Genomic DNA, 26197 nt, shown 5'->3' with positions numbered 1-26197 from the left:
GGCATGGGTGTTGGGACTGATCGTCACGGGGGTCGTCGGCTGGGGCGCCTATCGCAGCATCCGACCCAGTCGCCGGAAGGCGTGGCTCTCACCCGACACGATCCGGACACGGGTCGAGGGAGGCATGGTCACGGGACGGGACTGGCAGTCCGGACCGCACTGAGGCCTTGGCGCTGAAGCGCCGATGTTGGCTGGGTGGGGCGTGTCTCAGTGGGCGGAGGGCCCACGCCCACCAGAACGCCACCGGCCCGCCGTCTCGAGGACGACGGGCCGACGGGCCGTAGGGGACCAGGCGGTCAGCCTTTCTTCAGCACCACGAAGCTGATCTCCTTCGAGACCTTCTGGTTGTCCGCGCTGCCCAGGTAGGTCACCTCGAGGGTCACCTTGCCGTTCTTGGTGAAGACCGGCAGCTTGATCCTCACCGAGCCGCCCGAGAGCGTCGTCAGGATCGAGCCGCCCGGGGCACCGGTGACCTTGACGTCGCCCGTGACCACCTGGCCGGGGGCGGTCAGGGCGACGTCAAGGACCACTCGGGTCTTCTTGCGCACGACCTGGTCCGGACCTCGGTCGATGGACATCTTCGGCTTCGCCCGGGTGACCTTGACCGCGCCGCTCGCCTGCGACCCCGTCGTGTTGCCGTCCCCGGTGTAGCGCGCGGTGACGTCGTGCGTCCGGACCGTGTCGAGCGGCCCGACCTGCGCCGTGGCGGTGCCGTCGGCGCCGACCGGGACGGTCGCGACCAGGATGCCGTCGGCGGTGAACTCCACCGAGCCGGTCGGTACGCCGGCCGGCGAGGTCACCCGCGCCGTGACCGAGACCGTGCCCTGGTGGACCGTGACCGAGCGCGGGCTGACCGAGACGGCGGTGACCGAGGCGGCCTTGCGGACCTCGACCGTGACCGCGGCCGTGGCGGGCTTGTTGCTCGCGTCCCCCGCGTACTGGACGGTCAGCGGGTGGCTACCGACGGCCAGGGCCTTGGCCGGGAGCATCACGTCGGCGGTGCCGTTGCTCGCGACGCTGGCCGTGCCGAGCGTGGTGGAGCCGTCGAGCAGCGTCACCGTGCCGGTCGTGGCCTTGGTCGAGGTCACCGTGACGTGGACGCTGCCGGGGTCGCCCCAGACGATCGGGTCCGCGTGACCGGAGACCGTGGTGTCGACCGGCGTATCCCCGCCGCCACCGCCGGGCGCGGTCACGTTGATCGCCACCGTGGTTCTGCCCGCGGTGGTGTTGGCGTCACCGGGGTAGGTGAGCGTCACCGTCTTAGGGCCGGTCGTGCTGAACGGGCCCACCGTGCAGGTAGCCGTGCCGGACGTCAGCGTGACGTCGGCCGGTGTGCCGTCGTCGCAGCTGACCGTGCCGGTCGGCGTCGCGCCGGAGGAGGACACGGTGACCGTGACCTGCGAGGTGCCGGTGCCCCGCGTGACCGTGGTCGGGTCGGCCACGGCGCTGACGGTCGACGTCGCCTTGTCGACCGAGACGGTCTCGGTCGTCTGGCCGGACGCCGTGTGGCCGTCGCCGCTGTAGTCGACCGTGACGGTCCGGTCGCCGGCCGTGGTCCACGGCCCGACCTCGCAGCTGGCCTCGCCGCCGCTGAGCGTGGCGTCGACGTCGGTCATACCGGGCGCCGAGCAGGTGACGGTGCCGGTCGGGGTGGACCCCGTCGCCGAGACCTGCACCTGGACCGTCGAGGTCTCGCCGGGGGCGACGGTGGCGGGGGAGGCCGCCGCGTCGACCGTGGGCGTGGCCTTCGACACCGTGACGTCCACCGGGGAGGTCGACGGCGCGTAGGTCGCGTCGCCGCCGTACGCCAGGCTCAGCGTGTGGTCGCCGGGCTCGAGAGACCCGGCCGCCAGGGTGTAGGTCGCCTCACCGCCGGCCAGCGTGGCCGTCCCGAGGACCGTCGAGCCGTCCTTGACGGTGACCGTCCCGGTCGCCGCGGCCGGGGCCACGGTGATCGCGAGGTCCCCGGACTCGCCGTACGTGACGGCGGCGTCGTCGGCCGAGACCGTCGTGCTCGTGCGGTTGTCCCGCGTCGGGATCGTGATCGGGAACGCCGTACCGGTCCGGTCGCCCTCGAGCAGGAACGTCGTGGTCGGGCCGGTGACGCCGGCGGGGACCGTGAACGTCACGTGGGCGGTGCCGGCCTCGTCGTCCGGCAGGCTGCGCAGCGTGTTGTCGACGGCCGCCGCCGGGCCGACCGGGTCGCTGCCGTCGTAGACCCGGAGGGCGGTGTCCTGGGTGTCGGACTGCACCTGGTCGCCGGTCATCGCCAGCGACGCCACGTCGAGGGTGACCGTGTCGCCGGTGCCGTAGCCGCCGCCGGGGGTGGCGCTGGTGACCTGGACGTCGACCGCGTGCTGGCCGAAGTCGGGGCTCACGGTCGGGTGCGCCGCGAGGTAGTCGACCGTCGCCTGCAGGTCGGAGAACCCGGTGTCCTGCTGGTGCGTGCCGGCGATCAGCCCGCGGAAGTTGTCACCGCCCTCGAACAGGAAGTTCGTCGCGGAGACCCGGTACGTCGTGGCCGCGTCGAGCGGGTCGCCGTCCAGCCACATCCCGGTGATCCGGTCGCCCTCGGGGCGGGTCGGGTCGTAGGAGAACTGGAAGCCCTTCGAGGTGCCGAGCCTCAGGAACGGGCGCGACGGCACGTTGCCGTCGGGGTCGCGCTGCCACTGCTGCTCCAGCACCGTCTTGATCTGCGCGCCGGTCAGGTCGGCGGTCATCAGCGTGTTGGCGAACGGCTGCACGTCGGCCGCCTGCCGGTAGGTGATGTCCGAGGGGTAGCTGCCCGAGCCCATCAGGTCGGCCCGCAGCCCGCCCGGGTTCATGAACCCGATCTCCGCGCCGGTCTTCCAGCGCTGGATCTCCGCGACCAGGTTGCCCAGGGTCGACTCGCCACCGCGGTTCTCGACCACCGTGCTGGTGGCCGGGTCCTGGCGACGCGCCCGCTGGAACGGGCCGTCCTCGGAGCCGAGGCTGACCTGGCCCTGGACGTTCGCGTTGTCGACGGCGTCGGCGACGATGTCCTGGGTGGCGCTGTCCGGGTCGTAGTCCTTCATCGCCAGGACGTGCTGGCGGACGTCGAGCAGGTTGTCGGTGCCCGGCTCGAAGTCGAACTCGAGCTGGTTGAGGTACGAGCCGTACTGGCCGGCCGACACCACAGGACGCTCGGTGACCGCACGATCCTCGGTGGCCCACGCCTCCACGGGAAGCTTGTGGTTGTACTTCAGGTGCGTGTGGCCGGACACGATCGCGTCGACGTTCTCGTTCGCGCCGTTGACGATCTGCGCGAACTTGGAGCCATCGGTCAGCGAGGAGAGCGCCGGCGTCGCGGCACCCTCGTGGACCAGCTCGATGACGAGGTCGCAGCCGTCGTCGGAGCCGCAGCCCCCGGGGCCCTTGAGCCGGTCGGCGGCCGCGTTGACCTCGGCGACGATCGGGGTGACGTCGACCTCCTCGAGCGCGGACGGCGCCACCAGGGACGGCAGGTCCTCGGTGACCGCGCCGATGAACCCGACCGTGTGGCCGTCGTCCAGCGTCTTCCACCAGGTCGCGCCGTCGGAGTGGTCGTAGCCGTGGTCCGCGCGGTCGGACTTCAGCGCGTAGCTGCCGTCCGACTTGAGCCGCACGTTGGCCGCGAGGTAGGGCCAGTTCGCGCCGCCGTACTTGTTGTCGGTGGCGTCGTAGGGCTTCATGACCCGGTCGATCAGGTCGCGGTAGCCCTTGTCGAACTCGTGGTTGCCCGCCGACGAGACGTCCAGGCCGGCCTCGTTCATCGCGTCGATGGTCGGCTTGTCCTTGGCGATGAAGGACTCGAACGTCGAGCCGCCGATGAGGTCGCCGGCCATCGCGAAGAGCGTGTTCGGGTTGTCGGCACGCAGCCCCTTGACCGCGCCGGCCATCGCGGCGGCACCGGCAGCGGCGCTCGCCGGGTCGTCGAGGATCCGGCCGTGGAAGTCGTTCGAGGCGAGCACCTGGACGGTGTCGACGTCCTCGAGCGGCGGGTTCACCGGAGCGTCGACGCCGATGATCTCCGGGTTGTGGTCCGAAGCGCGGAACGGGACGGTGCCGTCGTAGAACTGGGTGAGGTCGTAGTTGTACCGGCTGTACTCGTAGTAGACCGGCTCGTTGGCGTTGATCGGCCAGACGGTCTGACCGGACACCATGCCGACGGCGGCGTCGTTCGCGAAGACGTGGTCCAGCGACCCGGCCAGGCCGGCGAAGGAGTACGACGCCTCGCCGTTCTGCGGCTCGAGGTTGTGCCAGCCGGCGGCCTCGAGGGTCTGCACCGGGTCCTCGTGGCTGTAGGCGTTGTAGTCGCCGGTCATGAAGACCGCCGGGATGCCCTTGTCCTGGGAGACGGAGTCGGCGAACGCGGCGAGGGCCCTGGCCTGCCGCACCCGGTCGCCGTTGTAGTAGCCGGCGCCCTTGCCGGCGTCGTCGTTGTCGGTGCCGACGACGGTCGTCGGGTCCTGCGGAGCGCTCTTGGACTTGAGGTGGTTGACGATGACGACGAAGCCGTCGTCGCGGTTGCCGCCGACCCGCTTGAAGGCCTGGGCCAGCGGCTCACGGGCGTTGCGGAACGGTGCGGAGTTCACCAGGATCTCCGAGCGGCCGACCGTCTCGATCTTGCGGGGGTTGTAGATGAAGGCCGAGCGGATGGCGTCCTGCTCGGCGATCGTCGGCTGGGCCTCCGGCCGCGGGCTGGGCACGAACGCCCAGCGCGGGTTGGCCACCGTGTCCTCGCCGCCGTGTCCGGCGCTCCAGGCCTGGTTCAGCACGTCGACCAGGTGGGCGACCGCGATGTCGCGGTCGGCAGCGGTCGGCGTGACGCCGCCGTAGCCGAGCTTGATCGGGTTCTCGACCTCCTCCAGGCTCATCACGTCCGCGTCCATCGTGTTGATGGCGAGGATCTCCTTGGCCTGCTGGCGCTCGAAGTCGGCGTTGGGGTCGCTCAGGTCCGCGCAGTTGCACTTCTGCGCCGCACCGCGGGGGCCGAGGCCGCCGTCCACGAGCGGGGTCGCTGGGGGCACGACGCCGCGGGTGTCGGTCCACGAGCACGTGTTGGCGGTGACGCGGTTGCCGGGAGCCGTGCTGCCGCTGCGCTCCGTGTAGTACGTGCAGCCCCGGTCGTGTCCGGCCGCGTCGTCGGGCAGGCTCGCCCAGCTCTGCGCGTCGTGCACGAAGTAGTTGAGCATGTTGAACGTGGCGATCTTGACGTTGCCGGTGGTGCCGAGGACGTCGTCGGGGGCGGCCGGCCGGTCCTGCTCGATCGAGACCTTGCCCTCACCGGTGTCGCCGGCGGTCACCGGGTGGATCGGCTGGAGGTTCCACGCGCTGTTGCGGTAGTCGAGGACGACGGGCTCGGGGAACGTGACGGCGGCGCCGACCCGGACGGTGTGGTCCTTGGTCATCCACGGGAAGGCCGCGCTCGTCGAGGCCGTGCCCGACTGGGCGTCGGACAGCGTGATCGCGTGGGCCTCGTTGAACGCCTCGTTGGCGTTGAACGCGGCCAGGTCGTCGCGGGGGTTGACCAGGTCGACGCTGAGGTAGAGCGGCTTGGTCGAGTTCGCGGCCAGGCCGATCTCACCGAAGTTGCTCGAGCCCGAGTCGGCCCACGGGCTGCCGTCGTACCCGTCGGTGACCGTGAACGGGTCGGTCGGCTGGTAGAGCTCGCCCTCGTGCTTCTCGCGCTCGGCGGCCAGGGCCGCGCCGGTGAGGCAGTCGGCGGCCGCGGCGGTGCAGTCGGTGCCGGGCAGGCGCGTGCCGGGGACGGCCGCGGGCAGCGCGGAGGCGAGCGTGGTGACGTCGCCGGCAGTGCTGGGCGTCAGCTCGGTCATCCCGGAGAACTCCGAGACCCGGCCGGTGACCGAGACGGAGGTGCCGACCGCGGGCGAGGTCTTGCTGCCCATGAAGACGAAGATCGCATCGGACGCGTCGGGCGTGGTCTCGGGCCCACCGGTCTGCAGGTAGAAGCCCTTGAAGTCCGTGGCGCCGGTGCCGTACGACGCGGTGACGACGCCCTGCGTCTCGACGATGGCGTTGGGCATCGGCGTGGTGGTGCCGGTGCCCTGGATCTCGGCGATGGTCAGCTCGGGGATCGCCGGTGCGCCGTTCGGCGTCGGGTCGAGGACGTTGAGGTCGGCGCTGTTGTCGTCGGTGTCGGTGCCGCCGGCCAGGCGGGTGATCGCCTTGGCCGGGGTCACGGTGCTGCTGTCGGCCGCTGCCGTCTCGAAGGTGTTGCTGCTGCCCCAGCCCACGAGGTCGGCGCGGAACTGGTCCGCCGTCACCGCGCCCGTGCCCGGGTCGTAGTCGCTGGTCTTCTTGGCCACGAAGAGGGTGCCGCCAGCGCTGTCGAGGTTCGGCCCGGTGCTGCTGAGGTCGTACTGGACGTCCGCGACGGGCGCGCCGGCGGCGCCGTCGGTGCCGAGCTGGACGATGTCGTAGGAGTTGGCCGCCATGCTGCCGGTCAGGTCGACGATCTTCGTGGCGGTGCCGGTGGCGCCCGGTGCGCGGTACTGCAGGCTGAGCCCGCTCATGGTGAGGGTCGAGCCGCTGGTGTTCTGGATCTCGACGTAGTCGTGGTCGTACGCCGCGCCGGTCCTGCCGCCCTCGGTGTAGACCTCGGTGATCTTGAGCGCGGTCGGGGCGATGCAGTCGCAGACCTCCGGCGTACCGGTCGCCGCGACGGTGAAGTCGGTGCCGTTGTTGTCGGTGTCGGTCGCGCCGTTGCCCGCGCGGTTCAGGACCGGCTTCGGAGGGGTGCCTGTCGTGGTCGGAGCCGGGGCCTTGCTGGTCTCGTAGAGGTTGGGGGTCGTCCCGTAGCCGACCAGATCGATCACGGCGGCCGGGAAGGTCGAGGGGTCGGTCGCGGCCGGCAGGGACAGCAGGGTCTGGCTGTTGGCCAGGACGACGACCCCGCCCGTGCCCGAGAGGTTCATGGCCGTGTTGGCCGCGTCCGGCGTGATGGTCGCCGCGGTGGTGGGCGCCGTCGACGCGCCGCCGACCAGGAAGTGCCCGCCCGCCGGCAGCAGGATCGACGGCAGGTCGACCTTGCTGCTCGCCGCGGTGCCCGTCGCCGACCGGTACTGGACCGACTTGCCGGCCAGCGAGATCGCCGACGCCGTCGGGTTGTAGACCTCGACGTAGTCCTGGTTGTACGCCGCGGCCGCGGCGTTCGCGCCGAAGACCTCGCTGATGACCAGGCCGGTGCTGCCGGCCGCCTGCGCCGGTGCGGCCAGCAGGGCCAGCGGCGAGAGGACGACGGCCAGCACCAGGGCGAGCAGCCCGAGGCGGCGGAGCGGCGTGGAGGGGGCAGTGGACACGCGGGTGGCCTTTCGCGGGGCGGCTGCGGGCATGCCGGAGCAACCGAGATGGAGAGAGTGCTGCGAAGAGATCGGTCCCGAGAGAGCACCCCCGGAAAGTGCGCTCAGCCTAAGCAGCGATCCGGCGTCCTGAAGAGAACCTCAGAAAAAGTATGGACGAACCGTTCGCCGCCGAATTGGCAACAGTTGCCACTTGCTCACCCTTCTGGGTGCCTCATGCCCCCAGATCGGCGGCCCGGAGCGCGGCGACGCGGTCCTCGGGCCCCTCGAAGCTGACGTCCCGGATGGCCGACCGCCCGAACAGGAACAGCACCAGCTCGACCACGGGTCCGCTGACGGTGACCGGGTGGTCGCCCTTGCGCATCGTCGCCGAGGCGCCGGTGTCGGAGCGGCGCAGGACGGTCGGGACCGGGAGCTTGCGGCCGAAGAAGGCACCGCCCCGGCTCAGCTGCGACCAGATCACCTCGGCGTCGGCGGGCGCGAGGTCACGCGGCTCCCAGCCGCCCTCGCCGCGACGCAGGTCCTCGTGGTGCACGACCATCTCGAACGTGTTGATCATCTTGTCGACCGGCCGCAGGGCACGCAGGAGCGGCGACGGCGTCCGGAGCTTCTCGACCTGCACCTCGAAGGACTTCGCCTTCCGGCGCTCCATCGCCCGCGCATTGAGACCCGCGAGCGGGGGCACGATGTTGCCGAGCGACGAGATCGGGTTGCGCTCGCGCACGAGCAGGTGCGCGACCAGGTCCTGGGCGTCCCATCCCTCGCAGAGCGTCGGCGCGTCGGGTCCGAGCGCGAGGGCGAGGTAGCACAGAGCGATCCGCTCGCGCAGCGCCAGGTACTCGGTCATGTCGGGAGGATACGGCGGTCGCGACGGCACCCGTCCCGATGTCAGTGGGTGGGAATAGGCTGACCCGTCCGCGGGTTGGCCCGCGGACAGAGAGGTGGGCAGGTGGCGAAGAGACGGGGTACGACGAGCGCGGGCTTCGCCGTACTCGGGGTCGCGATCCGCCGCGAGCCGCTGATCTTCACCCTCTCCACGATCGGCAGCGTGCTGTTCGGCGCGCTCACCGTCGCCGACGCGTGGGTCCTCGGCTGGGCCACCGACCACGTCGTGCTGCCGGCCTTCGAGAACGGCGAGATCGACAGCTCGCTGCTGTGGGCGGTGTTCGCGCTGTTCCTCGGAGTGGCGCTGCTGCGCGCGGTCGGGATCGTGGCCCGCCGGCTCGGAGCGGGCGTCATGCAGTACCGCATGCAGGCGCACACCCGTCGTGCCGTGACCCGGCAGTACCTCTCCCTCCCGATGGAGTGGCACCAGCGTCACCCGACCGGGCAGCTGCTCTCGAACGCCAACTCCGACGTCGAGGCCGCCTGGGGCCCGATCGCGCCGCTGCCGATGGCGGTCGGCACCGTCGCGATGATGGTGATCGCGATCGTGCAGATGTTCCTCGCGGACGTCGTGATGGCCGTCGTCGGCCTGCTGGTGTTCCCGGCCGTGGTCGTCGCGAACCTCTTCTACCAGCGCTACTCCTCGCCGCTCATGACGAAGGCGCAGCAGCTGCGCGCCGAGCTCAGCGAGGTCGCGCACGAGTCCTTCGACGGCGCGATGGTCGTCAAGACCCTGGGCCGCGAGTCCGAGGAGACGGAGCGGTTCGCCGAGACCGCCCACCGGCTGCGCGACGTCAACATGCGGGCCGGCCGGATCCGCGCGGCGTTCGACCCGACCCTGGCCGCGCTTCCCAGCCTCGGCGTCCTCGTCGTCCTCGCCGTCGGCGTCGAGCGGGTGCTCGGCGGTGCCACCGACGCCGGTGACGTCGTGACCGTCGCCTACCTCCTCACGATCGTCGCGTTCCCGATCCGCTCGATCGGCTGGCTGCTCGGCGAGTTCCCGCGCAGCGTCGTCGGCTTCAACCGGGTGCGCAGCGTGCTGCGCGCCACCGGCGAGATGCAGTACGGCGACGCGCCGGCGGTCCGCTCGCAGGCCGGCGCCCGGCTCGCGGTCGAGGGCCTGGCGTACCGGTACGACCCGGAGCAGCACCTGCTCGAGGACGTGACGTTCACCGTCGAGCCCGGCCGCACGGTCGCGCTGGTCGGTGCGACCGCGTCCGGCAAGAGCACGCTCACCAACCTGATGGCCCGGCTGGTCGACCCCGCCGAGGGCCGGATCCTGCTCGACGGGACCGACCTGCGCGACCTGGCCAGGGGCGAGCTCGCGCGGGTGGTCTCGGTGGTCGCCCAGACGGCGTTCCTCTTCGACGACACGGTGCGCGACAACGTCACCCTCGGGGCGGACGTCTCCGACGAGGCGGTCTGGGCGGCGCTGCGCGCGGCGCAGGCCGACGGGTTCGTCGCCGCCCTGCCGCACGGCCTGGACACCCAGCTGGGGGAGCGCGGCACCTCGCTCTCGGGCGGGCAGCGGCAGCGCATCTCCCTGGCCCGCGCCTTGGTCCGCAAGCCGCGGCTGCTCGTCCTCGACGACGCGACGTCGGCCGTCGACCCGGAGGTCGAGGCACGGATCCTCGAGGCGCTCCGGTCCGGCAGCCACGACAGCACGCTGGTCGTCGTCGCCTACCGCAAGGCCACGATCTCGCTGGCCGACGAGGTCGTGCACCTCGAGGACGGCCGCGTGGCCGACCGGGGCACGCACGCGGAGCTGCTCGCGCGCAGCCCGGCGTACGCCCACCTCGTGAACGCCTACGAGATGCGCGCCGACGTGCCGGCCGAGTCGTCGGCCGAGATGCAGGAGGCGGAGTGAGCACGGCTGCCGGCACGAGCATGGACACCGGCGAGGAGATCGGCGCGATCGCGACGATCCGCCGCGGCGTGCACTTCTCACCCGAGCTGAAGGACGGCATCGGCTGGACGCTGGTGCTCGCGCTCATCGCCTCGATCGGCCAGGTCATCGTCCCGGTGGCGGTGCAGCGGACCATCGACCACGGCCTCAACGGCCCGGACGGCCCGGACGTCGCCTTCACCGTCGAGATGGGCATCGCCGCGGCGCTCGCGCTCGCCGTCACGAGCTTCGCGTCGTACCTGATGACGTCCCGCCTGTTCACCACTTCCGAGCGCGGCCTCGCGACACTGCGGATCAAGGCGTTCCGCCACGTCCACGACCTGCCGCTGCTCACCCAGAACACCGAGCGCCGTGGCGCCCTGGTCTCGCGGGTCACCAGCGACGTCGACCAGGTCAGCCAGTTCCTCGTGTACGGCGGCCTGCTCTTCGTCGTGAGCACCGGCCAGGTGCTGGTCGCGACGATCGTCATGGTCATCTACAGCTGGCAGCTCGCGCTCGTCGTCTGGGTCTGCTTCGCTCCTCTCTTCCTGTCGATCCGCTACTTCCAGCGCAAGCTCTCGGACGCCTACTCCGTGGTGCGCCGGCAGGTCGGCGCGATGCTCTCGGCGATCTCCGAGCCCGTGGTCGGCGCGGCGGTCGTGCGGTCCTACGCCGTCGAGGACCGCACCCAGGCGCGGATCGACCACGCGATCGACGAGTACAAGACGTCGAGCACCAGCGCCCAGCGCTTCACGGTGATCTCGTTCTCCCTCGGCGGCGTCTCGGCGGGCCTGGCCAACGCCGGCGTGCTGATCGTCGGGGTCTGGCTCGGCTTCGCCGGCGACATCACGGCCGGCACGGTGCTGGCGTTCGCCTTCCTCGTGTCGCTGTTCGTCGGCCCGGTGCAGATGGGCACCCAGATCCTCACCGACGCGCAGAACGCGATCGCGTCGTGGCGCCGGGTGATCGGCATCCTCGACACGCCCGCCGACCTCGTGGACCCCGGCCCCGACGGCGCGACCCTGCCGCACGAGCCGGTGGACGTGACGTTCCGCGACGTGACGTTCGCCTACCCGGGCGGCCCGCCGGTGCTCCGCGACATCGACCTGGAGATCGCGGCCGGCACCCGCATCGCGGTCGTCGGCGAGACCGGCTCCGGCAAGTCCACCATCGCCAAGCTGCTCACCCGGCTGATGGACCCGACCGAGGGTGCCGTGCTGCTGGACGGGATCGACGTGCGCGACATCGCGCAGGCCTCGATGCGGCGCAGCGTGGTGCTGGTGCCTCAGGAGGGCTTCCTGTTCGACGACTCGATCGCCGCCAACGTGCGCTACGGCCGTCTCGACGCCACCGACGAGGAGATCGTCGCGGCCGCCGACGACCTCGGCCTCGGCGACTGGCTGGCGGGGCTGCCCGGCGGCATCGCCACCCAGGTGGGCCAGCGCGGCGAGTCGATGTCGGCCGGCGAGCGCCAGCTGGTGGCGCTGTGGCGCGCACAGCTCGCCGACCCCGACCTGCTGGTCCTGGACGAGGCGACGAGTGCCGTCGACCCCGCCCTGGAGATGCGGATCAGCCGGGCGCTCGAGCGGCTGATGCGCGGCCGTACGTCGGTCACGATCGCGCACCGGCTCACGACCGCCGAGGGTGCCGACGAGGTGATCGTGGTCGACAAGGGCCGGATCGTGCAGCGCGGCCCGCACGCCGTCCTCGCCCAGCAGGCGGGCTCGGTGTACGCCGGGCTGTACGCCAGCTGGGTCGCCCAGCAGGCCAGCTGATAGCCACGGCGGGGACAATGGGTGCCGTGACCTCCCTCGACCCGGCGATCGCGGACCGCCTCAAGCGCTCCGCCGACCGACTCGTGCCCGCCGTCGTCCAGCAGCACGACACCGGCGAGGTGCTGATGCTCGGCTGGATGGACGACGAGGCGTTGGCCCGCACGCTGAGCAGCGGGCGGGCGACGTACTGGAGCCGCTCCCGCCAGGAGTACTGGGTCAAGGGCGACACGTCCGGGCACGTGCAGTGGGTCAAGGAGGTCCGGCTCGACTGCGACGGCGACACCCTGCTGGTCAAGGTCGACCAGGTCGGTGCCGCCTGCCACACCGGGGACCGGACCTGCTTCGACGCCGACCTCCTGCTCGCCGATGGCTGACCGCCGGCGTACCTTCGGGCCGGTCGTGCTGCTCGGCCTCGCCGCCGGCACGGTGACCGCGGTCGCCGGCAACCATCCGGCCGTGTCGGGCAGCGGTGCCGCCGCGGGGGCGATGTCGAGCCTGCTGATCTCGTTCGACGCCCACATGCCGCTCGTCACCGCGCTGGGCCTGGTGGTGCTGGCCTGCTGGGGCGTGGTGCTGGTGACCCGCGGCCGGGTACGCCGCGCCGTGGCCGTTCTCGCCGCGCTGGCCTCCACGGGGGCGCTGGTCGCCACGCTCGTCGCCTGGAGCCAGGTGCCCGCCCAGCTGCGCGACGAGCTGGCCCAGGTCGGGGTGACCAGCTCCTCGATCAGCCACACCTGGTGGTGGTGGGCCGCCGCGGTCGGTGCGGTGCTCTCGATGGTGGCCGCGGTGGCTGCGTTCGTGCTCGCGCCGGCGTGGCCGGAGATGGGCGCCCGCTACGACGCGCCCGGGGCAGCCGCCGAGCCGATCGCGGCAGAGCCGGAGGAGCAGTCCTCCCTGGACCTGTGGAAGGCCATGGACGAGGGTCGCGATCCGACGGCCGCCGACCCTGAATAGACTGTCCCAGCAACGCCATGACTTCCCCTGGAGGAGCCCCGCATGTCTGACAACCACGGCAACACCCCCGCTGCCTGGACGGCCGTCACGGTCGCCATGCTCGGCTTCGTGGTCGGCGCCGTGGGCCTGCTGCTGGACCCGGTCAACATGACCATCTTCTGGGTCGGCGTCGCACTCGGCGTCGCGTCGCTGGTGGTGTTCGGCGTGATGGCAAAGCTCGGCTTCCACGAGTCCGGCCACTGAGCCGCTGAGGGTCCAGCCATGACCGTGACCGCGCCGCCGCCCCCGGTGGGTGCGGCGTGGTCGGAGCAGCGCTGGCGCCGGGTCGTCGGACCCGCGGTGACGATCGGCGGGCTCGCGCTCCTCACCGCCGCCCTCCACGTCCGCGACCCGCACGACGGCGGGTCGTGGGGCTACTGCCCCAGTGCGGCGCTGGGCTTCTACTGCCCGGGATGCGGGGGCCTGCGCGCGGTCAACGACCTGACCCGGGGCCAGGTCGGCGCCGCGGCCTCGAGCAACATCCTGTTCGTGGCGTTGCTGCCGCTGCTGGTGTTCCTGCTCGGACGCTGGGGGTACGAGCGGTGGACCGGCCGGGTGCGTGAGCCGAACGTGCGGCTGACCCGGGCCTTCCTGGTCTCGCTCGGCATCGCGGCGGTGGTGTTCACCGTGCTCCGCAACCTCGCGATCGGCGCCTGGCTGGCACCCTGACCGGTCCCGCTGCGTCGGTGGGTCAGCTGACCCGGACGAGGATGTTGACGATGATGCCGACGACCGAGAGCACGGTGCCGATGATGCCGCAGATGTAACCCGCGTTGACCTGGCCGCGACCGCCGTACTGACCGGGGTTGGCGTCGATCTCGGCGAGGGCGCCGCGTCCCAGGATGATCGCCGGGATGCCGGTGAACAGGCCGCAGCACGGGATGCTGAGGATGCCGAGGATCAGCGTCAGCGTGGCTCGCGGGTGGTTCGGCGCCGGCGCTCCACCGTACGGCGGCTGGGGTGCGCCGTACTGCGGCGGCGGGGGAGGCGGTTCGGAGTAGCTCACAGGTGGAACCCTTCGTCGAGGCCGTCCGTCTGCCGGCCGTTGGGCGGGACACTACCCATGCGCGTGGGCCACTGACAGCGTGAAACACTGTGCGTCATGTCCGTGCTCGACGAGATCGTCGCCGGCGTGCGGGTCGACCTCGCCGAGCGGGAGTCCGCGACCAGCCTGGCCGACCTCCGCGCCGCGCTCGCGGACGCCGACCCGCCGCGTGACCCGATGCCGCACCTCCGCGCGCCGGGCTCCAGCGTCATCGCGGAGGTCAAGCGCCGCAGCCCCAGCAAGGGCGACCTGGCCGACATCCCCGACCCGGCCGAGCTCGCGCAGCGGTACGCCGCGGGCGGGGCCGCCGCGATCAGCGTGCTGACCGAGCAGCGCCGCTTCGGCGGCAGCCTCGACGACCTGCGTGCGGTCCGCGCCGCCGTGGACATCCCGGTCCTGCGCAAGGACTTCATCGTCACGAGCTACCAGCTCGTCGAGGCCCGCGCGGCCGGTGCCGACCTGGTGCTGCTGATCGTCGCCGCCCTCGACGACGACACCCTCCGCCGCCTGCACGACGAGGCCAGCGAGCTGGGGCTCACCGTGCTCGTGGAGGTGCATGACGAGGCGGAGACCGAGCGGGCGGTCGCGCTCGGCGCCGAGCTGGTGGGCGTGAACGCCCGCAACCTCAAGACCCTCGCGATCCACGACGACACCTTCGGGCGGCTCGCGCCGCTCGTCCCCGACGACCGCGTCAAGGTCGCGGAGAGCGGGATCTTCAGCCCTGCCGACGTGCGGCGCTTCGCGGCCGAAGGCGCCCGCGCGGTGCTGGTCGGTGAGGCGCTGGTGAAGGACGGCGACCCGGAGGCCGCGGTCGCCGCGATGACAGGAGTGGTGGCATGAGCACGGCACCGACCCGCTTCGACGCCGACGAGCGCGGCTGGTTCGGCGACCCGGTCACGGGGTTCGGGGGCCGGTTCATGCCGGAGGCCCTGGTCGCCGCCCTGGACGAGCTGACCGTCGCCTGGCACGAGGCGATGGCCGATCCCGCGTTCGTCGCGGAGTTCGAGGCGATCCTGCGCGAGTACGCCGGCCTGCCCAGCCCGCTCTACCACGCGGAGCGGCTCAGCCAGCGGCTCGGCGCCCGGATCCTGCTCAAGCGCGAGGACCTCAACCACACCGGCGCACACAAGATCCGCAACGTGCTCGGCCAGGCGCTGCTCACCCGCCGGATGGGCAAGACCCGCGTGATCGCGGAGACCGGCGCCGGCCAGCACGGCGTCGCGAGCGCCACCGCGGCGGCGTACTTCGGCCTGGACTGCACGGTCTACATGGGCTCGGTGGACACCAGGCGCCAGGCACTCAACGTGGCGCGGATGAACCTGCTCGGCGCGACGGTCGTCCCGGTCGACTCCGGCAGCGCGACGCTCAAGGACGCGATCAACGAGGCGCTGCGCGACTGGGTGGCCAGCGTCGACCACACGGCGTACCTCTTCGGCACCGCGGCCGGCCCGCACCCCTTCCCGAGCATGGTCCGCGACTTCACGCGCGGCATCGGCGACGAGGCGCGCGCCCAGTGCCTCGAGCAGTACGGCGTACTCCCGGACGTGATCGCGGCCTGCGTGGGCGGCGGGTCCAACGCGATCGGCCTGTTCACGGCGTTCCTCGACGACGAGGCCGTGGCGATCTACGGGTTCGAGGCCGGGGGAGAGGGCTTCGACACCGGCCGGCACGCCTCGACGATCCACGCCGGAGACCCCGGGGTGCTGCACGGTGCCCGTACGTACGTGCTCCAGGACGACGACGGCCAGACGGTCGAGTCGCACTCGATCTCCGCCGGCCTCGACTACCCGGGGGTCGGCCCCCAGCACGCGCACCTCGCCGCGACCGGCCGGGCGACGTACCTCCCCGCCACCGACGCCGAGGCGATGGACGCGATGGCGCTGCTCGCGCGCACCGAGGGGATCATCCCCGCGATCGAGTCCGCGCACGCCGTCGCCGGCGCCGTCAGGCTCGCGGAGGAGCGACCGGGCCAGACCATCCTGGTCAACCTCTCGGGCCGCGGCGACAAGGACATGGAGACCGCGATGGAGTACTTCGGCCTGAACCGGACGGAGGCGCCGCGGTGACGGCCCGGACCGCGTTCGAGAAGGCCGCGGCCGACGGCCGGGCCGCGCTGGTGGGTTACCTCCCCGCCGGCTTCCCCGACGTCCAGGGCGGCATCGATGCGCTGCGGGCCATGGTCGACGCCGGCTGCGACGTGGTCGAGATCGGGCTGCCGTACAGCGACCCGGTCATGGACGGTCCGACGATCCAGGCCGCGGCGCAGCAGGCACTCGAGGGCGGCGTCCGCACCTCCGACGTGCTCCGCACGGTCGAGGCGGTCGCGGCGACCGGCACGCCCACGCTCGTGATGACCTACTGGAACCCCGTCGTGAGGTACGGCGTCGAGCGCTTCGCCGCGGACCTCGCGAACGCCGGCGGGGCCGGCCTCATCACGCCGGACCTGACCCCGGACAGCGGTCCGGAGTGGATCGCGGCCGCCGACCAGCACGACCTGGACAAGGTCTTCCTGGTGGCGCCGTCCTCGACCGACGAGCGGATCGCGATGACGACGGCCGCCTGCCGCGGCTTCGTCTACGCCACCGCGGTCATGGGCGTCACCGGCGCCCGCACCACCACCAGCGACCTGGCCGGCCCGCTCGTCGCCCGCACCAAGGCCGCGACCGACCTCCCGGTCGGTGTCGGCCTCGGCGTCAGCAACGGCGCCCAGGCCGCCGAGATCGCCAGGTACGCGGACGGCGTGATCGTCGGCTCGGCGTTCGTCCGCGCGCTCCTCGACCACCCCGGCGACGGGGACGCGGGCCTGCGGGCCCTCACCGCGCTCACCGAGGACCTGGCTGCGGGGGTACGGCGTGCGTAGCGCCGCCGCCCTGCTGATCGCCTCCCTCCTCGCGCTCAGCGCCTGCGGCGGATCCGCGCAGGGCGACGGAGAGCTGCACGGGCACGTCCTCGACCCGCCGTTCCCCGTCTCGGCCACGCCGCTGACCGACACCGACGGCCAGCCGTACTCGCTCACCAAGGACACCGACCGCCCCCTGACGCTGGTGTTCTTCGGCTACTCGCACTGCCCGGACATCTGCCAGACGGTGATGTCCAACCTCGGCTCCGCGATGACCCGGCTCGACGAGAATGACCGCGACCGGGTCGACGTGGTCTTCGTGACCACCGACCCCGCCCGCGACACCGCGTCCGCGCTGAAGCAGTACCTCGCGCACTTCGACCCGCAGTTCATCGGCCTCACCGGCGACCTCCGCACGATCATCGACATCGCCAAGCCGATGGGCGTCGGGATCACCCAGGGCGAGAAGCTGCCGACCGGCGGGTACGACGTCACCCACGGCACCACCATCACCGGGGTCGACGCCGACGACGAGGGCTCGGTGTACTGGAACGAGACGACCTCGTCGGCGGACTTCGCCGCCGACATCCACACGCTGCTCGACGACTGACGGGGATGCCGATGCTGACTGCGCTCTCGATCCCGAGCCCGCCCGAGGGCGTCTGGTACCTCGGCCCGCTCCCGATCCGGGGCTACGCCCTGGCGATCATCCTCGGCATCGTCGCCGCGATCTGGATCGGCGAGCGGCGCTGGATCGCCCGCGGGGGCAGGGCCGGCGAGGTCCAGGACCTGGCGATCTGGGCGGTGCCGTTCGGCCTCGTCGGTGGCCGGCTGTACCACGTGCTGACCGACCACGACCTCTACTTCGGTGCCGGCAAGCACCCCATCGACGCCCTCTACATCTGGCGCGGCGGGCTCGGCGTGTGGGGCGCGGTCGCGCTCGGCGCTCTCGGCCTGGTGCTCGGCGCCCGCCGCAAGGGCATCAAGCTGCTGCCGGTGCTCGACGCGTGCGCGCCCGGCGTCCTCGTGGCCCAGGCGTTCGGCCGGTGGGGGAACTGGTTCAACCAGGAGCTCTTCGGGAAGCCCACCGACCTGCCCTGGGGGCTGTCGGTGAGCGACGAGACCGCCGTCAACGCCGGCTACCCGCCCGGCACGACGTTCCACCCCACGTTCCTCTACGAGAGCCTGTGGTGCCTCGCCGCGTTCGCCGTGCTGATCTGGGCGGACCGCCGGTTCCGGCTCGGGCACGGCCGCGTCCTGGCGCTCTACATCATGGTCTACACGGCCGGCCGCGGCTGGATCGAGATGCTGCGGATCGACAACGTGGAGCTCCACGACGTGTTCGGGCTGCGGCTCAACGTCTGGACCTCGATCGTGCTCTTCGTCGCGGGGCTGGTGTGGTTCGTGGCGAGTGCCAAGAGGCGGCCCGGGCGCGAGGAGACGGTGTACGTCGAGCGCGACCAGCCCGGCGTCCACGCGGCGACGGACGGGGAGTCCTCGGGCTGACCTGGTGATAGCCTGACACCTCCCCGCTAGGGCCAATGTCGTCCCCTGCACAGCACTTGCACTGCCGAACCGCCGGCGCCGGCCCCGACAACGTCGTGGGGTCGTCGCGGCGCTGAGACGACGGGAGAATGCCCGGTGCCGTACTCGCACGCATTCCCGCCGCCCCAAGGGTTGTACGACCCCCGCCACGAGCACGACGCCTGTGGCGTGGCGTTCGTCGCGACCCTGACCGGCGTCGCCAGCCACGACATCGTGAAGCAGGGCATCCGTGCCCTGCGGAACCTGGACCACCGCGGTGCCGCGGGCGCGGAGCAGAACACCGGCGACGGCGCCGGGATCCTGCTCCAGGTCCCCGACGCGTTCCTGCGCGCTGTCGTCGAGTTCGACCTGCCGCCGCAGCACGCGTACGCCGTGGGCACGGCGTTCCTGCCGGGTGACGAGGAGCAGGTCGCGAAGACCCGCAGCCGGATCGAGGAGATCGCGGCCGAGGAGGGCCTCACGGTCCTCGGCTGGCGGGACCTCCCGACCGACGACTCCGAGGTCGGTGGGATGGCCCGGGGCGTGATGCCGGCGTTCAGCCAGCTGTTCGTGGCCGGTGCCGGCTCGCGGGTGACCGGGATGGCGCTGGAGCGGCTGGCGTTCTGCCTGCGCAAGCGCGCCGAGCACGAGACCGATGCGTACTTCCCGTCGCTGTCGTCGCGGACCCTGGTCTACAAGGGCATGCTGACGACCGACCAGCTCGACCACTTCTTCCCCGACCTGCTCGACGAGCGGATGGCCTCCGCGCTGGCGGTCGTGCACTCGCGCTTCTCGACGAACACCTTCCCGAGCTGGCCGCTGGCGCACCCGTTCCGGTTCATCGCCCACAACGGCGAGATCAACACGGTGATGGGCAACCGCAACTGGATGCGGGCCCGCGAGGCGCTGCTGGCCTCCGACCTGATCCCGGGCGACCTGGACCGGCTCTACCCGATCTGCACCCCGGGCGCGTCCGACTCGGCGTCGTTCGACGAGGTGCTCGAGCTCCTGCACATGGGCGGCCGGTCACTGCCGCACTCGGTGCTGATGATGATCCCCGAGGCGTGGGAGAACCACGCCGAGATGGACGCCAAGCGCCGCGCGTTCTACGAGTTCCACTCCGCGCTGATGGAGCCGTGGGACGGCCCGGCCTGCGTGGTGTTCACCGACGGCTCGCAGATCGGCGCGGTCCTCGACCGCAACGGGCTGCGCCCCTCGCGCTACTGGGTCACCGATGACGGGCTCGTGGTCCTCGCCTCCGAGGTCGGGGTGCTCGACATCGACCCGGCGACCGTCGTCCGCAAGGGCCGGCTCCAGCCGGGCCGGATGTTCCTCGTCGACACCGACGAGCACCGGATCATCGAGGACGAGGAGATCAAGTCCGAGCTCGCCGCCGAGCACCCGTACGACGAGTGGCTGCACGCGGGCCTGATCCACCTCGGCGACGTCCCGGAACGCGAGCACATCGTGCACACGCACGCATCGGTCACCCGGCGTCAGCAGGTCTTCGGCTACACCGAGGAGGAGCTGCGCATCCTGCTCACCCCGATGGCCAACACCGGCGGGGAGCCGCTCGGCTCGATGGGCACCGACACCCCCATCGCGGCGCTCAGCGAGAAGCCACGGCTGTTGTTCGACTACTTCAGCCAGCTCTTCGCGCAGGTCACGAACCCGCCGCTGGACGCGATCCGCGAGGAGCTCGTCACCTCGCTGGCCGGCACCATCGGCCCCGAGGCGAACCTGCTCGAGCCGGCGCCGGCGTCCTGCCGGATGGTGGAGCTGCCGTTCCCGGTCATCTCCAACGACGACCTGGCCAAGATCCGGCACATCAACCGCGACGGCGACATGCCCGGCTTCATCACCCACGTCGCCCGCGGCCTCTACCCGGTCGAGGGCGGGGGAGCGGGGATGGCGCAGCGGCTCGACGAGATCTGCGAGGAGGTGTCCGCGGCGATCGCCGACGGCGCGCGCATCATCGTGCTCTCGGACCGGCACTCCACCGCGGAGCTGGCGCCGATCCCGTCGCTGCTGCTGACCGGAGCCGTGCACCACCACCTGGTCCGCGAGAAGACCCGCACCCAGGTCGGCCTGCTCGTCGAGGCCGGCGACGTCCGCGAGGTCCACCACGTGGCGCTGCTCGTCGGGTACGGCGCGGCCGCGGTCAACCCGTACCTCGCGATGGAGTCCGTCGAGGACCTCGCGCGTGAGGGCTACTACGTCAAGACCGACGGCGAGAAGGCGGTCGCGAACCTGATCAAGGCGCTCGGCAAGGGCGTGCTCAAGGTGATGTCGAAGATGGGCGTCTCCACGGTCGCGTCGTACACCGGGGCCCAGATCTTCGAGGCGGTCGGCCTCTCGCAGGCGCTCGTCGACCGCTACTTCACCGGCACGGTCTCCAAGCTCGGTGGCGTCGAGCTCGACACGATCGCCGAGGAGGTCGCGCGCCGGCACGCCACGGCGTACCCGCGCGGCGGCATCCTGCCCGCACACCGCGAGCTCGAGATCGGCGGCGAGTACCAGTGGCGCCGCGAGGGCGAGCCGCACCTCTTCGACCCGGAGACGGTGTTCCGGCTCCAGCACGCCACCCGGTCCGGCCGCTACGACGTCTTCAAGCAGTACACGTCCCGCGTGGACGAGCAGTCGAAGCGGCTGATGACGCTGCGCGGGCTGTTCCGGCTGCGGGACGCCGGCGAGGCCGGCCGGCAGCCGATCCCGATCGACGAGGTCGAGCCGGTGTCCGAGATCGTCAAGCGGTTCTCGACGGGCGCGATGTCGTACGGCTCGATCTCCCGGGAGGCGCACGAGACCCTCGCGATCGCGATGAACCGGCTGGGCGCGAAGTCCAACACCGGTGAGGGCGGCGAGGACCCGGACCGGCTGTACGACCCCGAGCGGCGCAGCTCGATCAAGCAGGTCGCGTCCGGCCGCTTCGGCGTCACGGCGGAGTACCTCACGAACTCCGACGACATCCAGATCAAGATGGCGCAGGGCGCGAAGCCGGGCGAGGGCGGCCAGCTGCCCGGCAACAAGGTGTACCCCTGGGTCGCGAAGACCCGGCATTCCACGCCGGGCGTGGGCCTGATCAGCCCGCCGCCGCACCACGACATCTACTCGATCGAGGACCTGGCGCAGCTGATCCACGACCTCAAGAACGCCAACCCGCGGGCGCGCGTGCACGTGAAGCTGGTGTCCGAGGTCGGGGTCGGCACGGTCGCGGCCGGCGTCTCCAAGGCGCACGCCGACGTCGTGCTGATCTCGGGCCACGACGGCGGCACCGGCGCGGCGCCGCTGACCTCGCTCAAGCATGCCGGCGGTCCTTGGGAGCTCGGCCTCGCCGAGACCCAGCAGACCCTGCTCCTCAACGGGCTGCGGGACCGGATCGTCGTGCAGACCGACGGCCAGCTGAAGACCGGGCGGGACGTGGTGATCGCGGCCCTGCTCGGCGCGGAGGAGTTCGGCTTCGCGTCGGCCCCGTTGGTGGTCTCCGGCTGCATCATGATGCGGGTCTGCCACCTGGACACCTGCCCCGTGGGCGTCGCGACGCAGAACCCGGTCCTGCGCGAGCGCTACTCCGGCAAGCCGGAGTTCGTCGTCAACTTCTTCGAGTACATCGCGGAGGAGGTGCGCGAGCACCTGGCCGCCCTTGGCTTCCGCACGCTCGACGAGGCGATCGGCCAGGTCGGCAGCCTGGACGTCGAGGAGGCCGTGGACCACTGGAAGGCGTCCGGTCTCGACCTGTCGCCGGTGCTCCACCAGCCCGACCGGGCGGCGTTCCCCGACCAGGACCTGCGCCGGACGAAGTCGCAGGACCACGCGCTGGAGAAGTCGCTCGACGTCACGCAGCTGGTGCCGCTGGCGCGGGACGCGCTCGAGAAGGGCGAGCCGGTGCGGGCCCAGGTCGCGATCCGCAACGTGAACCGCACCGTCGGGACGATCCTCGGCCACGAGGTGACCAAGAAGTACGGCGGCGCCGGACTGCCCGACGGCACCATCGACCTCACGTTCACCGGGTCCGCCGGTCAGTCCTTCGGGGCGTTCGTCCCCCGGGGGATGACCTTGCGTCTCGAGGGCGACGCGAACGACTACCTCGGCAAGGGGCTCTCCGGCGGGCGGATCGTGGTCCGGCCGGACCGGGCCGCGACCTTCGTCGCGAACGAGCAGATCATCGCCGGCAACGTGATCGCGTACGGCGCGACCGCGGGCGAGATCTTCATCCGCGGTGGAGTGGGCGAACGGTTCTGCGTCCGCAACTCCGGCGCCCGAGCCGTGACCGAGGGGGTGGGCGACCACGGCTGCGAGTACATGACCGGCGGGCGGGTCGTCGTCCTCGGACCGACCGGTCGCAACTTCGCGGCCGGCATGTCCGGCGGCGTCGCGTGGGTCCTCGACCTGGCCCCGCAGCGGGTCAACGGCGAGCTGGTCGAGCTCGGCCCGGTCACCGGCGACGCGGCCACGGAGCTCGAGGAGCTGGTGCGCACGCACCTCGAGGAGACCGGCTCGACGGTCGCCGAGGAGCTGCTCGCCGACTGGGAGACCTCGCTGACCAGGTTCACCGAGATCATGCCGACCGACTACCGCAAGTCGCTGGAGGCGAAGGCCAAGGCGGAGGCCGACGGCCTCGACGAGAACGAGACCGCCCACGCGATGATGGAGGCACTCCATGGCTGAGACGTTGCTTCCCACCTCGCGGTCCGCGCTCCACGCGGTCCGCTCGATGATGGAGGGCTCCGTCAACATGGATGAGCGAAGCGAAGGAATGGAGGGGGTGGCTCGGCATGGCTGATCCCAGAGGCTTCCTCAAGACCGGCCGGGAGGTCGCGGAGCGGCGCCCGGTGGAGGAGCGCATCCAGGACTGGCACGAGGTCTACCCCGGCAGTGCCGGGCGTGCGCTGCTCCCGATCATCACCGAGCAGGCGGGCCGCTGCATGGACTGCGGCATCCCGTTCTGCCATCAGGGCTGCCCGCTCGGGAACATCATCCCGGAGTGGAACGACCTGGTCTGGCGCGACGACTGGGAGGGCGCGATCGAGCGCCTGCACGCGACCAACAACTTCCCGGAGTTCACCGGTCGCCTGTGTCCGGCGCCCTGCGAGACCGCCTGCGTGCTCGGCATCAACCAGGACCCCGTGACCATCAAGAACGTCGAGGTCACGATCATCGACAAGGCGTGGGACTCCGGCCTCGTCCGGCCGCAGCCGCCGGAGTGGCTTTCGGGCCGCACCGTCGCGGTGGTCGGCTCGGGCCCGGCCGGCCTCGCCGCAGCGCAGCAGCTCACCCGCGCCGGCCACACGGTCGCGGTCTACGAGCGCGCGGACAAGATCGGCGGGCTGCTGCGCTACGGCATCCCGGAGTTCAAGATGGAGAAGCAGCACCTCGACAAGCGCCTCGAGCAGATGCGCCGCGAGGGCACCGTCTTCCGCGCCGGCGTCCAGGTCGGCGAGGACCAGCTGACCGGCGAGAAGCTCCGGGAGCGGTACGACGCCGTCGTGCTCGCCATCGGCGCGACCGCGGCCCGCGACCTGCCGGCTCCCGGTCGTGAGCTCGGGGGCATCCACCAGGCCATGGAGTTCCTGCCGCAGGCGAACCGCGTCGCGCTCGGCCAGGAGGTCGAGGGCCAGATCACCGCGACCGGCAAGAACGTCGTGATCATCGGCGGCGGCGACACCGGCGCGGACTGCCTCGGCACGTCGACCCGTCAGGGCGCCGCGTCGATCACGCAGCTCGAGATCATGGCCGAGCCGCCCGAGGTCCGGCCGGCGAACCAGCCCTGGCCGACCTACCCCATGGTGTTCCGGGTCTCCTCGGCGCACGAGGAGGCGGCCGAGGCAGATCTGGGGAGCCGGGTCTACGGCGTCTCGACCAAGGAGTTCCTCGGCGACGAGGACGGCAACGTCCGCGCACTGCGGCTGGTCGACGTGCGGTTCGAGAACGGCACGTTCGCCGAGGTCGAGGGCTCCGAGCGCGAGATCCCGGCGGAGCTGGTGCTGTTCGCGATGGGCTTCACCGGGCCGGAGCGGGCGGGCCTCGTCGAGCAGCTCGGCGTCGACCTCGACGAGCGCGGGAACGTCGCCCGCGACGCGTCGTACCGGTCCTCGGTCGACGGCGTGTTCGTGGCCGGTGACGCGGGTCGCGGCCAGTCGTTGATCGTGTGGGCGATCGCCGAGGGGCGCGCCGCCGCGGCCGCGGTGGACCGGTTCCTGACCGGCTCGACGACGCTGCCGGCGCCGATCCTGCCGACGGAGCGCCCGCTCGTCGTGTGAGCGGCGGGCCGGCGGACGACATCGGGTCGGGGGTTAGGTCTTTGAAGGATCAAAGTCGCGGTAGGGTGAAGCACGTGCGTAGAGCCAAGATCGTCTGCACCCTCGGCCCGGCTACCTCGTCCCCGCGGCGCATCCGGGAGCTGGTGTACGCCGGGATGGATGTCGCCCGGCTCAACATGAGCCACGGCAGCCACGAGGACCACGCCGAGGCGTACCGCCTGGTCCGTGAGGCGTCGGACGCCAGCGGCCACGGGGTCGGCATCTTCGCGGACCTCCAGGGACCGAAGATCCGGCTCGAGTCCTTCGCCGAGGGCTCCGCCCTGCTCCGCCGCGGCCAGGAGTGGACGATCACCACCCGCGACGTGCCGGGCGACGACCAGGTGTGCGGCACGACGTACAAGGGGCTCCCGGGCGACGTGAAGCCCGGCGACCCGCTGCTCATCGACGACGGCAAGATCCGGCTGCGGGTGACGTCGGTCGACGACACCGACGTGGTGACCGAGGTGCTGGTCGGCGGCAAGGTCAGCAACCACAAGGGCATCAACCTCCCCGGCGTCGCGGTCTCCGTGCCGGCGCTCTCGGACAAGGACGAGCGCGACCTGCGGTTCGCGCTGGGCCTCGCGGTGGACTTCATCGCGCTGAGCTTCGTCCGCGATGCCAAGGACGTCGATGACGTCCGGCGCGTCATGGACGACATGGGCGTGCACGTGCCGGTCATCGCGAAGATCGAGAAGCCGCAGGCGATCGAGAACCTCGACGAGATCATCGCGGCGTTCGACGGGTTCATGGTCGCGCGCGGCGACCTGGGCGTGGAGTGCCCGCTCGAGGACGTCCCGTTCCTCCAGAAGCGGATCGTCGAGAAGGCCCGCCTCAACGCGAAGCCCGTCATCGTCGCGACCCAGATGCTCGAGTCGATGATCAGCAACCCGGCGCCGACGCGTGCCGAGGCCTCCGACGTCGCCAACGCCGTCCTCGACGGGGCGGACGCGGTCATGCTGTCGGGCGAGACGAGCGTGGGGGAGTACCCCGTCCACACGGTCGAGACGATGGCGCGGATCATCACCGCCACCGAGCAGAACGCGCTCGAGGAGGCGGACTCCCGGTCGCGCGTGGCCGCGATCGAGTGGGACCCCCACACCCGCGGCGGCGTGATCGCCAAGGCGGCCGCCGAGGTGGCCGAGCGGGTCGGGGCCAAGTACGTCGTCGCGTTCACGCAGAGCGGTGACTCCGCGAAGCGGATGTCGCGCCTGCGCGGCCCGATCCCGATCCTCGCCTTCACCCCGCTGGCCCAGGTGCGCTCGCAGCTCGCCCTGACGTGGGGCGTCGAGACGTTCAAGACCCAGTCGGTCGAGCACACCGACGAGATGGTCCGGCAGGTCGACGAGCAGCTGCTCCAGATCGGCCGCGTCTCGGAGGGGGAGCTGGTCGTCATCATCGCCGGCAGCCCGCCGGGCATCCCCGGCTCGACCAACGCGCTGCGCATCCACCGGATGGGCGACGCCATCAACGAGGTCGCCCCGGCGTACCGGCGCAGCTCCGCGCGCTGAGGGTGCCCCGGGTGGGATTCGAACCCACACTGGACGGTGTTTGAGACCGCTTCCTCTGCCGTTGGGATACCGGGGCCGCCGGGCGCCAGAAACCTTAACCGAACGCCCCTTGGCTGATGTCG

The 26197-nt window shown here is 71.7% G+C and carries 17 protein-coding genes and 1 tRNA gene; 14 read left to right on the top strand and 4 right to left on the bottom strand.

Going from position 1 to position 26197, the window contains the following annotated elements; translation table 11 throughout:
• Nucleotides 1–296: 296 nt before the first annotated feature.
• The gene (locus ACVW2K_RS17980; RefSeq protein WP_457203449.1) at nucleotides 297–7322 is read right to left on the bottom strand and encodes an ExeM/NucH family extracellular endonuclease; all 7026 of its coding nucleotides are present in this window, start codon (nucleotides 7320–7322) and stop codon (nucleotides 297–299) included.
• A gap of 214 nt (nucleotides 7323–7536) precedes the next feature.
• Nucleotides 7537–8169 (bottom strand): TIGR03085 family metal-binding protein, encoded by a 633-nt coding sequence (locus tag ACVW2K_RS17975; protein WP_457203448.1) that lies wholly within the window; start codon nucleotides 8167–8169, stop codon nucleotides 7537–7539.
• Nucleotides 8170–8271: 102 nt separating this feature from the next.
• Here ACVW2K_RS17975 and ACVW2K_RS17970 point away from each other — a divergent pair, with 102 nt between their 5' ends.
• Genes ACVW2K_RS17970 through ACVW2K_RS17945 form a run of 6 tightly spaced genes read left to right on the top strand, consistent with a single transcriptional unit; the run spans nucleotide 8272 to nucleotide 13529 of the window.
• Nucleotides 8272–10074: an ABC transporter ATP-binding protein gene (locus ACVW2K_RS17970; RefSeq protein ID WP_457203447.1), complete on the top strand. Its 1803-nt coding sequence runs from the start codon at nucleotides 8272–8274 to the stop codon at nucleotides 10072–10074.
• Nucleotides 10071–11867, top strand: a complete 1797-nt coding sequence (locus ACVW2K_RS17965; RefSeq protein WP_457203446.1) for an ABC transporter ATP-binding protein — start codon at nucleotides 10071–10073, stop codon at nucleotides 11865–11867. The genes ACVW2K_RS17970 and ACVW2K_RS17965 overlap by 4 nt, the downstream gene beginning before the upstream one ends.
• 26 nt (nucleotides 11868–11893) lie before the next feature.
• Nucleotides 11894–12241 (top strand): phosphoribosyl-AMP cyclohydrolase, encoded by a 348-nt coding sequence (gene hisI / locus ACVW2K_RS17960; RefSeq protein WP_457203445.1) that lies wholly within the window; start codon nucleotides 11894–11896, stop codon nucleotides 12239–12241.
• Nucleotides 12234–12821, top strand: a complete 588-nt coding sequence (locus ACVW2K_RS17955) for a Trp biosynthesis-associated membrane protein (protein WP_457203444.1) — start codon at nucleotides 12234–12236, stop codon at nucleotides 12819–12821. Before hisI ends, ACVW2K_RS17955 begins: the two co-directional genes overlap by 8 nt.
• Nucleotides 12822–12863: 42 nt before the next feature.
• The gene (locus tag ACVW2K_RS17950; RefSeq protein WP_457203443.1) at nucleotides 12864–13064 is read left to right on the top strand and encodes an HGxxPAAW family protein; all 201 of its coding nucleotides are present in this window, start codon (nucleotides 12864–12866) and stop codon (nucleotides 13062–13064) included.
• Between the two features lie 18 nt (nucleotides 13065–13082).
• The gene (locus ACVW2K_RS17945; protein ID WP_457203442.1) at nucleotides 13083–13529 is read left to right on the top strand and encodes a DUF2752 domain-containing protein; all 447 of its coding nucleotides are present in this window, start codon (nucleotides 13083–13085) and stop codon (nucleotides 13527–13529) included.
• A gap of 22 nt (nucleotides 13530–13551) precedes the next feature.
• Here ACVW2K_RS17945 and ACVW2K_RS17940 read toward each other — a convergent pair whose 3' ends face one another.
• Nucleotides 13552–13866 carry a DUF4190 domain-containing protein gene (locus tag ACVW2K_RS17940; protein WP_028635904.1) on the bottom strand — a complete coding sequence of 105 codons (315 nt, stop codon included), beginning with the start codon at nucleotides 13864–13866 and terminating at the stop codon, nucleotides 13552–13554.
• Between the two features lie 96 nt (nucleotides 13867–13962).
• On the opposite strand from ACVW2K_RS17940, the gene trpC reads away from it, so the two are divergent.
• The 8 genes from trpC (at nucleotide 13963) to pyk (ending at nucleotide 26075) form a co-directional block, all read left to right on the top strand.
• Complete coding sequence (trpC, locus tag ACVW2K_RS17935; protein WP_457203441.1) at nucleotides 13963–14745, top strand: indole-3-glycerol phosphate synthase TrpC; 783 nt, start codon at nucleotides 13963–13965, stop codon at nucleotides 14743–14745.
• A complete protein-coding gene (trpB, locus tag ACVW2K_RS17930; protein ID WP_028635902.1) occupies nucleotides 14742–15971 on the top strand; it encodes a tryptophan synthase subunit beta in 1230 nt (409 codons plus the stop codon). Before trpC ends, trpB begins: the two co-directional genes overlap by 4 nt.
• Nucleotides 15968–16765, top strand: a complete 798-nt coding sequence (trpA, locus tag ACVW2K_RS17925; RefSeq protein WP_457203440.1) for a tryptophan synthase subunit alpha — start codon at nucleotides 15968–15970, stop codon at nucleotides 16763–16765. The genes trpB and trpA overlap by 4 nt, the downstream gene beginning before the upstream one ends.
• The gene (locus ACVW2K_RS17920) at nucleotides 16758–17354 is read left to right on the top strand and encodes an SCO family protein (RefSeq protein ID WP_457203439.1); all 597 of its coding nucleotides are present in this window, start codon (nucleotides 16758–16760) and stop codon (nucleotides 17352–17354) included. The genes trpA and ACVW2K_RS17920 overlap by 8 nt, the downstream gene beginning before the upstream one ends.
• An 11-nt stretch (nucleotides 17355–17365) precedes the next feature.
• A complete protein-coding gene (gene lgt, locus ACVW2K_RS17915; protein ID WP_457203438.1) occupies nucleotides 17366–18250 on the top strand; it encodes a prolipoprotein diacylglyceryl transferase in 885 nt (294 codons plus the stop codon).
• Between the two features lie 135 nt (nucleotides 18251–18385).
• Nucleotides 18386–22936: a glutamate synthase large subunit gene (gltB, locus tag ACVW2K_RS17910; protein WP_457203437.1), complete on the top strand. Its 4551-nt coding sequence runs from the start codon at nucleotides 18386–18388 to the stop codon at nucleotides 22934–22936.
• Between the two features lie 107 nt (nucleotides 22937–23043).
• Nucleotides 23044–24528 (top strand): glutamate synthase subunit beta, encoded by a 1485-nt coding sequence (locus ACVW2K_RS17905; protein WP_028635898.1) that lies wholly within the window; start codon nucleotides 23044–23046, stop codon nucleotides 24526–24528.
• Between the two features lie 74 nt (nucleotides 24529–24602).
• A complete protein-coding gene (gene pyk / locus ACVW2K_RS17900) occupies nucleotides 24603–26075 on the top strand; it encodes a pyruvate kinase (RefSeq protein WP_028635897.1) in 1473 nt (490 codons plus the stop codon).
• 3 nt (nucleotides 26076–26078) lie between these two features.
• Here pyk and ACVW2K_RS17895 read toward each other — a convergent pair.
• Nucleotides 26079–26151, bottom strand: a tRNA-Leu gene (locus ACVW2K_RS17895).
• Between the last annotated feature and the right edge of the window lie 46 nt (nucleotides 26152–26197).

The sequence above is a fragment of the Nocardioides sp. HB32 genome, from assembly GCF_054058995.1.
The sequence above is the reverse complement of the archived record's forward strand: the minus strand, read 5'-3'. Positions and strand labels throughout refer to the sequence as shown.

What these genes read in the sequence shown, in the direction of transcription:
- ACVW2K_RS17905 (WP_028635898.1), top strand. Translation starts at nt 23,044, where the DNA reads ATGGCTGATCCCAGAGGCTTCCTCAAGACCGGCCGGGAGGTCGCGGAG.
- ACVW2K_RS17955 (WP_457203444.1), top strand. Translation starts at nt 12,234, where the DNA reads ATGGCTGACCGCCGGCGTACCTTCGGGCCGGTCGTGCTGCTCGGCCTC.
- ACVW2K_RS17945 (WP_457203442.1), top strand. Translation starts at nt 13,083, where the DNA reads ATGACCGTGACCGCGCCGCCGCCCCCGGTGGGTGCGGCGTGGTCGGAG.
- lgt (WP_457203438.1), top strand. Translation starts at nt 17,366, where the DNA reads ATGCTGACTGCGCTCTCGATCCCGAGCCCGCCCGAGGGCGTCTGGTAC.
- ACVW2K_RS17950 (WP_457203443.1), top strand. Translation starts at nt 12,864, where the DNA reads ATGTCTGACAACCACGGCAACACCCCCGCTGCCTGGACGGCCGTCACG.
- trpC (WP_457203441.1), top strand. Translation starts at nt 13,963, where the DNA reads ATGTCCGTGCTCGACGAGATCGTCGCCGGCGTGCGGGTCGACCTCGCC.
- ACVW2K_RS17975 (WP_457203448.1), bottom strand. Translation starts at nt 8,169, where the DNA reads ATGACCGAGTACCTGGCGCTGCGCGAGCGGATCGCTCTGTGCTACCTC.
- trpB (WP_028635902.1), top strand. Translation starts at nt 14,742, where the DNA reads ATGAGCACGGCACCGACCCGCTTCGACGCCGACGAGCGCGGCTGGTTC.